Origin of the sequence: Oceanobacillus jeddahensis, assembly GCF_000750635.1 — a bacterium.
In the GTDB taxonomy this organism is placed as follows: Bacteria; Bacillota; Bacilli; order Bacillales; family Amphibacillaceae; genus Oceanobacillus; species Oceanobacillus jeddahense.
On the sequence record NZ_CCDM010000006.1, the window covers coordinates 188,697 to 200,619 of the forward strand.

At 39.3% G+C, this 11,923-nt stretch carries 11 protein-coding genes; 7 read left to right on the forward strand and 4 right to left on the reverse strand.

Translation table 11 applies throughout. The features are described from left to right. The first annotated feature begins 4 nt into the window (after positions 1–4). The 3 genes from BN986_RS21740 to BN986_RS21750 all read left to right on the forward strand — a co-directional run bounded on the left by BN986_RS21740 (position 5) and on the right by BN986_RS21750 (position 3,336). The gene (locus tag BN986_RS21740) at positions 5–1,618 is read left to right on the forward strand and encodes an ABC transporter permease (protein WP_040984135.1); all 1,614 of its coding nucleotides are present in this window, start codon (positions 5–7) and stop codon (positions 1,616–1,618) included. Between the two features lie 197 nt (positions 1,619–1,815). Next, a complete protein-coding gene (locus BN986_RS21745) occupies positions 1,816–2,124 on the forward strand; it encodes a PadR family transcriptional regulator (RefSeq protein ID WP_040984136.1) in 309 nt (102 codons plus the stop codon). An 18-nt stretch (positions 2,125–2,142) separates the two neighbouring features. Beyond that, positions 2,143–3,336 carry a chromate transporter gene (locus BN986_RS21750; RefSeq protein ID WP_040984139.1) on the forward strand — a complete coding sequence of 398 codons (1,194 nt, stop codon included), beginning with the start codon at positions 2,143–2,145 and terminating at the stop codon, positions 3,334–3,336. 66 nt (positions 3,337–3,402) lie between these two features. Here the strand turns inward: BN986_RS21750 and BN986_RS21755 are convergent, their stop codons facing one another. Further along, entirely contained in the window at positions 3,403–4,758 is a 1,356-nt protein-coding gene (locus tag BN986_RS21755) for a sodium/glutamate symporter (RefSeq protein WP_040984141.1), read from the reverse strand. 354 nt (positions 4,759–5,112) lie between these two features. Between BN986_RS21755 and BN986_RS27210 the strand changes: the two genes are divergently transcribed. Continuing rightward, positions 5,113–5,265, forward strand: a complete 153-nt coding sequence (locus BN986_RS27210; RefSeq protein ID WP_157037102.1) for a hypothetical protein — start codon at positions 5,113–5,115, stop codon at positions 5,263–5,265. Positions 5,266–5,558: 293 nt separating this feature from the next. Further along, positions 5,559–6,305: an SDR family NAD(P)-dependent oxidoreductase gene (locus BN986_RS21760; protein ID WP_244445066.1), complete on the forward strand. Its 747-nt coding sequence runs from the start codon at positions 5,559–5,561 to the stop codon at positions 6,303–6,305. A 167-nt stretch (positions 6,306–6,472) separates the two neighbouring features. On the opposite strand, the gene BN986_RS21765 is transcribed toward BN986_RS21760, so the two are convergent. The 3 genes from BN986_RS21765 to BN986_RS21775 form a co-directional block, all read right to left on the reverse strand. Then, positions 6,473–6,808: a thioredoxin family protein gene (locus tag BN986_RS21765; RefSeq protein WP_040984143.1), complete on the reverse strand. Its 336-nt coding sequence runs from the start codon at positions 6,806–6,808 to the stop codon at positions 6,473–6,475. 563 nt (positions 6,809–7,371) lie between these two features. Continuing rightward, positions 7,372–8,040 (reverse strand): AroM family protein, encoded by a 669-nt coding sequence (locus tag BN986_RS21770; RefSeq protein ID WP_040984145.1) that lies wholly within the window; start codon positions 8,038–8,040, stop codon positions 7,372–7,374. A gap of 64 nt (positions 8,041–8,104) precedes the next feature. Beyond that, positions 8,105–9,697 carry an ABC transporter substrate-binding protein gene (locus tag BN986_RS21775; RefSeq protein ID WP_040984147.1) on the reverse strand — a complete coding sequence of 531 codons (1,593 nt, stop codon included), beginning with the start codon at positions 9,695–9,697 and terminating at the stop codon, positions 8,105–8,107. 359 nt (positions 9,698–10,056) lie between these two features. On the opposite strand from BN986_RS21775, the gene BN986_RS21780 reads away from it, so the two are divergent. Both BN986_RS21780 and BN986_RS21785 read left to right on the forward strand, forming a co-directional pair. Further along, a complete protein-coding gene (locus BN986_RS21780; RefSeq protein WP_040984149.1) occupies positions 10,057–11,022 on the forward strand; it encodes an ABC transporter permease in 966 nt (321 codons plus the stop codon). Then, positions 11,023–11,916, forward strand: a complete 894-nt coding sequence (locus tag BN986_RS21785; protein WP_052401052.1) for an ABC transporter permease — start codon at positions 11,023–11,025, stop codon at positions 11,914–11,916. It abuts the gene before it with no gap. Positions 11,917–11,923: the final 7 nt, after the last annotated feature.

The following is an 11,923-nucleotide window of genomic DNA, read 5'->3' on the forward strand; positions in this document are numbered from 1 at the left end:
AACCATGAAGGAAAAATTTGCGCGTTGGGATACCTTGTTTTGGCAGTATGTGAAACGAGATTGGAAAAAGATGATTTTTTGGATTTTGGGAGTGGGTTTATTTTCTGGGGGCTTTGTACCTGCTTTTGAAGAAATTGCAAAAGGGCAAGGGCTGGCAGGCATGTTTGAAACGCTGCAAAACCCGGCGATGATTTCTATGGTTGGTCCGACACCCATTGAAACTGCAGCGGAATATACATTAGGAGCGATGTATGCGCATGAGATGTTATTATTCTGCGGATTGTTTGCGATGATTATGTCTGTCCTGCATGTTGTTGGACACACCAGAAAGGAAGAAGATCTTGGACTGACAGAGCTTGTACGCTCTTTTCAAATTGGACGGCAGGCAAATTCACTTGCTGCAATGGCAGAAGTGATTGTTATTAATATGTTGTTGGCGCTTTTTATTAGTGGATTGTTAATAAGCTTTGGTGCTGATTCAATTACGATTCAGGGATCCTTTTTATTTGGAGCATCTGTTTGCATAGCTGGTATGATTGGAGCGTCTATTGGACTAGTGATGGCGCAAATCATGCCTGCTTCATCCAGTGCGACAGGTTCAAGCTTAGGTTTGGTTGGATTGCTCTATATTATTCGTGCTGGAACCGATGTATCGAATGTGGATTTATCCATGTTCAATCCGCTCGGCTGGACGTACTTAACTTATCCATTTACAGAGAACAACTGGCTGCCGATTATTTTTGCTTTGATTTTCAGTGCTGTGATGGTAATCATTGCCTTTGCATTGGAAGGCGGGCGTGATATGGGGGCTGGTTACCTGCCTGAAAGAGAAGGAAGAGCGCATGCAAGACGGTCTCTATTATCTGTACAGGGGCTGTTTGCCAAACTGAATAAAGGAGTCACTATAGGCTGGCTGATTGGCTTTGCAGTGATGGGAGCAGCGTACGGTTCCATTTATGGAGATATGCAGTCATTCCTTGAAAGTAACGAGATGATGGCGCAAATGTTTGCACAGTCAGGCGTTTCCATTGAGGAATCCTTCACAGGAACCATCATGATGGTCATGATGGTTTTGGTTTCTATTTTGCCGATTGTCATTGTGAATAAGCTTTTTGCAGAAGAGAGCCGCTTGCATTTAAGTCAGCTACATGCCACAAAAGTCACTCGCGGTCAACTTTACTGGACGACGATCGGGTTAGCAGTTTTAGCAGGTTTGATTGGAACGTTGCTGGCAGCTGGCGGTCTCGGAGGTACGGCTATATCTGTCATGGGCGACAATGCCGCGCTGGATATCAGTGATTTTCTGGCTGCGGGTTATAACTTCTTTCCATCCGTATTATTCTTTACAGGACTTGCAGCTTTAGCGCTTGGCTGGGCACCGAAGTTAGGAAAAGTAGTCTATGCGTATCTGGGCTATTCTTTTATTCTGAATTACTTTGATGGTATTTTGGATTTACCGGAGGGCTTTTTAAAGACAGCTGTACAAAGCTGGATTCCGCAAATGCCGATGGACAGCTTCGATGCACCTGTTTTTATGATTATAACAGGGATCAGTATTGCTTTGATGATTATTGGTTACCTCGGCTATAATAGGCGGGATATGATAGAAGGGGCTTAATAGCAAATTAAAAAAACATTCCATTTTGAAAAGTCAATTTATACCATATGTATATGGGATAGATTGGCTTTTTGCTGTTTTGTAAAGTTTCTGTAAATTTTTTAGATGATGGATTGAACTGGTTAAGCCTTGATGGTAAATTAATAACGAAATCCGATATCAAGCTTCGATATCAATGCTTCAGGGGATGAATCAAATTGGAAGAAAAAATACTAAGAAAGTTATTTTTGGGATTTATTCAAATTCATATTCTGCATCATGCAATGGAACACCCAATTTTTGGTGTATGGATGCTGGATGAATTAAAGGAGCATGGATACAAGATAAGTCCAGGTACCTTATATCCGATTCTTCACTCGATGGAAAAAGACGGGCTATTGAGTATGGAAGAATGTAATGCAGGTGGAAAAATAAGAAAATACTATACCGCTACCGATAAAGGGCGGATTGTGCTGGAGGAAGCTCGGGAGAAAGCATATGAACTGTTTAAAGAAATTAAAGACTGATAGGGAAGGGTGTACTGGGTGAATCATACAACATCAAAAGAGAAATTCAAACTACTATTAGAAATCCTGCTTATTTCTACGCGGTTAGGTCTGACATCTTTTGGCGGGCCGATTGCGCATCTCGGATATTTTCACGAAGAATATGTTCGAAAAAGAAAATGGATGGATGAAAGAAATTATAGTGATTTAGTCGCTCTGTGCCAGTTTTTACCGGGACCGGCAAGTAGTCAAGTTGGTATCGGTATTGGTGTTATGCGCGGAGGAATACTTGGGGGAATTGTTTCTTTTATCGGCTTTACGCTTCCTTCTGTGATCGCACTAATTATTTTTGCGTTGGTTTTGCAAGGAACATCTTTTGAGGAAGCAGGATGGATTCAAGGATTAAAAATCGTTGCCGTAGTTGTTGTTGCTCATGCAATTTTGGGAATGGCCCAAAAGTTAACACCAGACCGTGGACGTAAAGCTATTGCACTATTTGCTTTAGTATTTACTTTATTATGGCAAACAGCCTTTACACAGGTTGGCGTTATTTTATTAGCAGGTCTAATCGGCTATGCAGTATATAAGAATCATGCGGAGACAGAGGAATCGCAATTTGTTTTTCCGATTTCCCGAAAGCTGGGGAGTTTTTGTCTATCGCTCTTTTTCGGACTACTTATTTTGCTTCCGATTTTAAAAGAAGTGACAGCGCTGAATTGGATCGATATGTTTGATCGTTTTTACCGTTCTGGTTCACTTGTTTTCGGTGGTGGACATGTGGTATTGCCGTTGCTGGAGCATGAATTTGTGTTGACAGGCTGGATGGATGAAACTTCCTTTTTAGCTGGTTATGGAGCTGCGCAGGCTGTCCCGGGACCATTATTTACTTTTGCGGCATATATCGGTGCTGTTATTAGTGGATGGTCAGGTGGATTGTTGGCAATCGTAGCTATATTTTTGCCGGCATTTCTGCTTATTCTTGGTACATTGCCATTTTGGAATCAAATCCGTCAAAATCAAAATATGAAGGGAGCGCTGATGGGAGTAAATGCTGCTGTCGTAGGGATTTTAATTTCTGCTTTTTATCATCCTATTTGGACAAGCGCTATCCTGGGTCCGGTTGATTTTGCGTTTGCGGCTGTATTATTCAGTATGCTGGTGTATTGGAAGCTGCCGCCTTGGTTAATTGTTGTGGCTGGAGCTGCTGGAGGCACACTTATATCACATCTATAATGTCGGCGGGGATATTTTTTAATCCGTACTATATAAATTTGAAAAAGAAAAAACACATCAAGCATGTTAGCTCGATGTGTTTTGATGTTTGCCCTGGCCCCACCAGCCTGCTTTCTTGTAAATCACAATAACAACAGCCGTGCCAAGCAAGAGGACGATTGGAATCAGCCAAGTGAGCCCAAGTGCGAAAAGAATCGGAGCAAAGGTAACAATAATAATATCAACAGGTGCTACACCTACATAACCCAGCGCATAGTCTTCTGGTGTCCGGCTTTTCAGTTCCGGGTCAACAATTCGTAAAAGTGCTAGCCCCATAGCAACAGTACCGGTGCTCCAGCCCCAGCCAAAAATAGATTTCTCTAACCAAAAATCTCTGAATATATTTGGACCGACGAAACGAAATAGAATATATGCCCACAGAATACCAAAGGCAAATAATAGCACGAGCGGCAATGCATAATCCATCACTACCGTAATATTGATCGAAGCAATACCAAAAGCAACCAGGAAATCAGTAGCGGTTCCGCCGATACGCTCCATAACCCGCCCGTCAATATATTTATCAGCCTTTAATTGCCGGCTGATTCCTTGAAAGGCTAAACCTAGTATAAAGGCGACACTGAATAACGGTATGGACACAGCTGGTATCAACTCTGTTAGTATATTTGTCAGCCAATAAGAAATACCGATTAAAAAAGCGATAATTGCTAAGTGCAGAACAAGTGGGTCAATCGAATTGGATGATACCGTTTCTTGCCCCATAGCGGACCGTTTGGATGCCGGCATTAATCCGGATTTTAATTCAGAGGGGAGGTCCTTGAAGCTTGAAATAAATGTGGTATGCCCGTTTTCCGTACTGCGTTTTATAAGAAATAGTCCTCCTAAAACAGCAACCAGAATCCCCACAGTGGCAGAGGTCATGCCAAGGTCCATTGCTTCTTCCCAGCCGGCATGTGCTAATCCTTCTCCAATAGCTGCTGCTGTGCCATGCCCGCCTAAAAATCCCGCCCCTAAAATAAGTCCAAATCCATTTGGCAAGTCCCTGAATATTGGGTTTAAAATAAGTAAAGCGAATAAGACACCTGCTCCCCACATGGATAATGTTAAAATAATAGAGTAAGAGAACATGTCACGGACACGATGGAATACTTCCGATAACCGCACCTTTGCAGCTCCGATCGGAATCGCTCCAAAAATAACTGCAATTAGCAATGTAGGATAACTGCTGAACTGTTCCGAAAAGGGCAGAATACCAACCCCGCTTGGACCAAATGCAAGTCCAAGAAATCCGGCAATCATGCTGGCTGGCAGGAACAAGGATTGAATCCATCTCACTTTTGCCCGCAAGATGGTTCCTGCCAAAAGTAATCCTGAAATAATACTGATATCTATCATTAATGACCAAATTGTAAAGTTTTCCATTTCTTATAAAATTCCTCCTTCATTGATGTATGTTGAATAAATGGGTAGCGTTTTGTGTTACATGTTTGTAAAAGATGATTAAGTTTATTGGGGGAGTAAAATAATGTACAGATTTATTATTGTACCACATCATTACATTTTTCCATAGATAGTAAAGAAGAAACAATATGGATTAAAAGGGAATAAATGGTTTGCATAATATGTAAATGTATCTTTATCACGGAGAACCGCCCGTAAAACTCCCGCCTCAAAATAAAGAGCGAAAATAAATTAATTTAGGCGGGAGATAACGGGCGCTACCTCCCTGAATCACTAAGGCTAATTCAGTGGGAGAAGGGCGAAAACCCCCACTGAATGAAGTTTCGTTTTATAAATTATTATAACCTTCCAGGAAGTTATTCAGAATGTCGTATGTATCAGATTGCTTATTTTTTATCTGGAAAAATGGTGCTGCAATATTTGGCTGGAAAGTTGTTTGACAAGGTTATTATGAAGTTCATGACATAGAAAACATCTTGACATACTCCTCCAACTTTAATGGAAAAGCCTAAATTCGTTTTAGATCAGTGCTATGGGAAAAGTTATTTGTAAAACGTTAATATGAAAAAGGATAAAAAGTCATGTTACACTAAGGATAACTTTCTTTTAAAACTTAAACGTTGGAATGTTTTGAATGCAATAGGATGAAAATTTAGGGAGCGAGATGATTCGTACAGGTAAAGAGATTTCCATCACGGGATAACGCGTTGCTTTATAGAAAGGAATTGCAACCCCGATGATATGAAGGAGGTATTTGACAATTGCCGAAACAAATGAAGCGTTTTGAAAACAAAGTAGCACTGGTAACAGGTGGCCGTTCAGGGATTGGCCGGGCTATCGCTTGCCGGCTGTGTGATGAAGGAGCAACTGTTATCACGGCACAACGTGGTAAGGATGAAGAATTTAATTGGGTGGAGGCTGATTTTTCTAATCCACATACACCGGAGCAAGTTATTGAAGAGGTCATCTCCCGGAATGGAAGACTTGATGTGCTTATTAACAATGCAGGAGTGATGCAAGAGGCTGCAATTGAAGAATTAAGCCTGGAGGATTGGGAACGTAATCTTCATGTGAACTTAACTGCTCCTTTCCTTCTGGTTCGTGCAGCATTGCCTTATCTGCGTAAAACACAGGGCAGTATCGTTAATACTGGTTCGGTAGAGGGATTGGCTGCTAATCCTGGACATGCGGCGTATAGTGCTTCCAAGGCAGGAATCCATGGATTGACTCGTGCGATAGCAGTCGACCACGGTCATGAGGGGATTCGCTGTAATGCTGTAGCCCCAGGATGGATTGATACGGAACTAAACCTGAATTTTATTGAAAAAACAGCTGATGCGGAGGCATTTCGAAACGATATTGGACGCATTCATCCGGTGGCTCGTACAGGTTCTCCTGAAGAAGTAGCAGCACTTGTGGCTTTTCTTGCAGCCGAGGAGGCAGGGTTTATCACCGGGCAAATCTATACAGTAGATGGAGGTAGAACGGCCAAATTGAGTCTTCCTTAAACAAAGGGAGTCTCTTTTAAGCTATCTGCACAGTCAGACAATGATATAAAACGAAACTTCATTCAGTGGGAGTCTTACGGGCGGTTCTCCGTGATAAACAGTTAATCAATATTGCTATTTTAAGATGAAAAAGACATTGCAGCAATTGCGGCAATGTCTAATCTGTTTTATTGGGTGTACAATTCATATATCTGGTCCAGTTTGTCTTCTAATTGTTCTAAACGGACGAAGCGGTCTGCCCGGATATATTCTTTGCCTTCTATAATCAACAGCATGATGGGTACAGTAAAAACCGAGAATTTTTCTGCCACTTCTTCTACGTTTGCAGCATCAATATGTCCGAGATGGATAAGAGGATAGTTATCCAACAATTCTCTTAACTTTGGTAATAAGGCATGACATACACTGCAATCTGGTCTGGATACAAAAAGGAAGCTTAACGCATGGTCATTCAAAAAATCTTCGGTCATTTTTATTGTGGTTAGTTCATGTACCTTTTTCATAATGCTCCTCCCTTATAAAGGTATTAACGCTGTATATTCTTGAATATGAATCAATCAGGTTGATCAAACAATAATGTATTCATTGTACAATAAATTACTATCTATGTTCCATTACTGAGCCTGTAATGCTTTTTCATAATGGAAAATAAAAAGGATAGGAAACCAGTTTGAATCTGCATAACCTATCCTTTATCGTACACATGATAATATAATCGCTAATCAGATGCCTTTCATTTTAGAACATCAGATTCCATTAAAAAAATATATAATTTTTTATATTTATCACGGAGAACCGCCCGTAAAACTCCCGCCACAAAATAAAGAGCGAAAATAAATTAATTTAGGCGGGAGATAACGGGCGCTACCTCCCTGAATCACTAAGGCTAATTCAGTGGGAGAATGAAGGAAGCAGACTAAGTTCGCGACGTCCTGGGACTGGGACTGGGACTGCGATTACTCGCCCCACCGAAGAGCTTTTGCGATTACTCGCCCCATCGTAAAGAGTTGTGCGTCGAAAAACTCTCACTGAATGAAGTTTCGTTTTATATAATTCCCATCGCTATTTAAAATAATTCAGACACAGTTTTAAATATAATGTTTCTGGATAGGATAATAAATTTATCAGATTGCTTTTGTATTAATTCTTTCATTGGCTGCGTATATCCTATACAATCAAGAACGACCGTGTTTACATTTGCATTTTCAAATGCTACGATCGCTTTAATCATTGCTTGCTCTTGAAAGTGATATGGTGAACAAGTAGCTGTAATAGCTTGAAAACCAGCTGTTGCCCATTTTGCTTTAATGGAATTGATTTGCTCTGGCAGTGGGACAATAACACCGATATTTTCTTTCACTTTAAATATACCTTGAGATACATAATTAAGTAAATGATCCGGGTAGATTATAGGAATGTTGGAAGAAAAAGTTGGAAAAACACCAGTACACGCCAGTATAATTAAATCTACTTTATGGTGAAGGTCGTCAATGATACTTTGAATCATTGGTATAATTTTTTCTTTTGCCATTTCCACAGGTGTGCCATTATTTTTCCTGGAAATTAATGTCGTTTGTCCGTTTTTTGGGGAGATTTCTGCTAGTTCTATATTGGATAAGTTATCCAAAACGCCTCGTTCTACAAAAGTAATATTAGATGAAAAAAAACGTTTTATTTCTGGAATTAAATCAGTCCTAGGTGATTCTCCGATTGTGATGACTCCAATTTTATGCATTATTTTTCCTCCTTATGAAAAGAAAAGAGAAGTAAGATGCTTTCTCACTTCCCTTGGTCTTTCATTATTCCTCGATAGAAATGTTTATTCCATTTGGACTAACAACTTGAATAGAATTATCTGGAGATAAGTTGAAACCCTTTACTTTTGAACTGATTCCTGTTGTGATTTCAAGGTTATCAAATTCAATCGTTGCATAATCTTCCATGATTTCTGTCACTGCTTCTTGGTAGATAGCAGCACGTTCATCCTGATCAGCTGTTTCTTGAACAGCACGATCTAATAATTCATCGACTGCTTCACTTTCATACGCTTTCCCATTCCCATTTGAACCATGTTGACTTGAGTGGAAACGAGGATTTAAGAAAAAGTACGGATCTGGATACCAAGACCAACCGCCAATACTTAATGGCGCATTATTTTGAGAAATTGTATCTGTTAATGTTCCCCATTCTGATACTTGAATGTTAACATCAATATTTAAATTTTCTTTCATTTGGTTTTGGAAAATCGTAGCATAATTTGAGCGAGTTTCGAGTACATACAGATCAATTGTAAATCCACCTGCATAATCTGTTTCATCTAATATTTCTTTTGCTTCTTCTGGATCATATTCCGCTTGAATATCTTCAAAAGAAGCATCATATCCCCAAGAGCTCTCTGGTAAAGGTCCGTTAGCAGGTGTTCCTCCACCCCACTGATGAACGCCTTGAACAATTTCTTCAATATTTGTTGCTTTTGTAATTGCTTCTCTTACTTGAGGGTCTGCAGTAGGACCCTGCTGGAAGTTCATATCAAGATAGGTGATGGAAAGACCTGGAGTGGATAATAATTCCAAGTTTTCATCTTGTTCAATGACCTCTCTGTTTTGTCCAGTTATATCTGTAGCAATATCAATATCCCCTGTGCGTAGAGCGTTTGTCATCATAGATTGATCAGATATAAATTGATAGACAACACCATCTAAATTTGGTTCCTCACCCCAATAATCCTCATTTTTAACAAGTTCGACGTGCTGGTCTGTTTGCCATTCTTCAAGACTAAAAGGCCCTGTTCCTACTAAGTTTGCACCAAATTGGTCTCCCCAACCTTCCACTTCTTCTTCAGGAATAATAATATTCCCCATATCTGTAAGCATAGCAAGAAGGGCACCATTTGGCTCTTCTAAGTGAACAACTACTTCAAATTCATCTGTAACTTCAACGCTTTCGACACCTTCTAAACGATTTTGAGCAGAATCTTCTGCAGAACGTTCTAAACTAAATTTTACGTCCTCAGCGGTCATTTGTCTTCCGTCCTGATATTCGCCAGGTTGAAAATAGACATCATCTCTTAAAGTAAACGTATAGGACATCATATCGTCTGCTACTTCCCAATTTGTAGCCAGCGATGGTACAAAATCTTCTAATTCCTGGTCATAAACAATAAGTGTATCTGCAATGGAACGCATAATTTGTGATTCATAAGCGCCTGTGTAGAGTGTGGGATCTAATGTTGCAGCATTAGAGGACAAACCGATATTTAAAACGCCCCCGCTGGATGAAGCAGTTTCTCCTGAATCTCCGCCTGTATCATTACCAGAAGAACATGCTGCTAATAATAAAAATGCTATAAGCATCATGCTCGATAAAACTGTTTTCATAGAACATTTCTTCATGAAATATTTCCCCCTTCATATTTGTTTCACATAACGCAACATTAATTCAAATAATGAATATAAATAATAAAGTACCACAGAATAATTTGAATTGTCTATACTTTTTTGAAAAAAATTTGTTTAGAACAGTTCATTTTTAATGTATTTAAGCATTCCTTACGAATAAAAGGATAACTAAGATAGTCACTAAAAGCTTTGTTAATAACCAGGTTTTTTAATAAAGAGAATGAATAGAAAAATTTTAAAAATAAAAAAAATATACAAAATAGTATTTACAACTAATTTAATGGATGGTAACATCATTTTAATTCACATAGTAAAACGTTATTTCATATATTGAATCAAAAGGAGGGTTTTATTTGGGAAGATTTCTTTATAAAAGAATACTTCAACTCATACCAACATTATTTGTTGTTGCTGTCATTGTCTTTTTCATTACACGTATGCTACCAGGAAACCCAGCGGCAGTCATGCTTGGTCCACAAGCAAGTGCGCAGGATATAGCAGAGTATTCCGAACGTCTAGGGTTGAATGATCCGATGATTGTACAATTTTTTGATTATTTAGTCGGCTTAATTACATTTGATTTTGGAAATTCCTTATCTTATGGCCAACCGATTGTTGATTTAATCATTGAAAGGTTCCCAAATACAATTATTCTGGCAATATCTGCTTTAATTTTAGCTGTTCTTATTGGAGTTCCAGCAGGAATCATCGCTGCAAAAAAACAGAATACGGTGATTGATTATTTAGTAACTACATTTTCACTGGTTGGGGTATCAATGCCTATTTTTTGGCTGGGTGTTATGCTGGTTCTTTATTTTAGCGTTAACTTAGGTTGGTTGCCAGCGACTGGAATGGGTTCACTGAATAATGGTTTATGGAGCTTTATTAGTCACTTAATTTTGCCAAGTATTGCTTTGGCAACGATTCCAGCTGCTGAATTTGCTCGGATTATCCGTTCAAGCATGCTGGAAACCATCTCACAAGATTATATTAAAACAGCTCGTTCCAAAGGTATTAGAGAGTTTATCGTTGTAATGAAACACGCATTCAAAAATGCTTTAACCCCTTTGTTGACGGTGATGGGCTTGCAATTTTCCAATCTTTTGGGTGGAGCTGTATTGACAGAAACGATTTTTAGTTGGCCAGGCATGGGGATGTTAATTGTTGATGCGATTGAAAAGAGAGACTTTATAGTTGTTCAGAGTGCAGTAATATTTGTCGCAGTCATTTACGTTGTGATCAATTTGATTGTAGACATTCTCTATAAAGTCGTTAACCCTAAAGTAAATATTGGGTCGCAAAGCGGGGGTGAGAAGTAAATGCAAACGATGGAGGAGATAGAAAAAGAAAGGGATCTTCAATATCAAAAATCGAAAAAGGAGCAGTCTTTTGTAAGAAAGCTGTTTCGGAATCGATTTGCTGCTTTAGGATTTTTAGTCATTTTACTATTAATCGTGACAGCTATTTTGGCTCCTGTATTTGCGACGCATGATCCTTATCAAATGGATGTAACGAAATCGTTAATAGGGCCAGGAGAAGCAGGACATATTTTGGGAACGGATAGCTATGGCAGAGATATTTACAGCAGGATTATCTATGGATCAAGAATATCATTAGTCGTTGGTATTTCCGCTGTTTTATTCGGAGCTGTATTCGGTTCATCATTAGGTCTCATTTCTGGTTATTTTGGTGGAAGAACAGACACAATTATCATGCGAATAATGGACGGAATGATGGCATTTCCTTTTATTTTGCTAGCAATTGTGTTGATGACTGTTTTAGGACAAGGTTTATTTAATGTGATTATTGCTATTGGTGTTTCGAACATTCCTGGATTTGCAAGGGTGGTTAGAGGCCAAGTCTTAAATGTAAAAGAAGCGGAATATATCGAAGTTACCAGATCTCTAGGGGCCAGACATGGTCGAATATTATTTCGACATATTGTACCCAATAGTGTTGCTCCACTAATTGTGTACGCAACGATGGGTGTGGCAGGAGCTATTATTTCTGAAGCTTCTCTTAGCTTTTTAGGATTGGGTGTACAGCCGCCTACTGCTTCATGGGGAAGTATGTTGCAAGAAGGAAAAGACTTTCTTGTACTTAGTCCAGAGCTGGCAACTTTCTCTGGTTTAGCCATTTTGATTACGGTATTAGGTATTAATTTATTTGGGGATGGGTTAAGAGATGCACTTGATCCTAAAATGAGATTGTAAGAAGGAG

Coding starts and splice junctions, on each gene's coding strand:
- BN986_RS21740 (WP_040984135.1), top strand. CDS start 5: ATGAAGGAAAAATTTGCGCGTTGGGATACCTTGTTTTGGCAGTATGTG.
- BN986_RS27210 (WP_157037102.1), top strand. CDS start 5,113: ATGAAGTTTCGTTTTATAAATTATTATAACCTTCCAGGAAGTTATTCA.
- BN986_RS21770 (WP_040984145.1), bottom strand. CDS start 8,040: ATGCATAAAATTGGAGTCATCACAATCGGAGAATCACCTAGGACTGAT.
- BN986_RS21785 (WP_052401052.1), top strand. CDS start 11,023: ATGCAAACGATGGAGGAGATAGAAAAAGAAAGGGATCTTCAATATCAA.
- BN986_RS21765 (WP_040984143.1), bottom strand. CDS start 6,808: ATGAAAAAGGTACATGAACTAACCACAATAAAAATGACCGAAGATTTT.
- BN986_RS21755 (WP_040984141.1), bottom strand. CDS start 4,758: ATGGAAAACTTTACAATTTGGTCATTAATGATAGATATCAGTATTATT.
- BN986_RS21775 (WP_040984147.1), bottom strand. CDS start 9,697: ATGAAGAAATGTTCTATGAAAACAGTTTTATCGAGCATGATGCTTATA.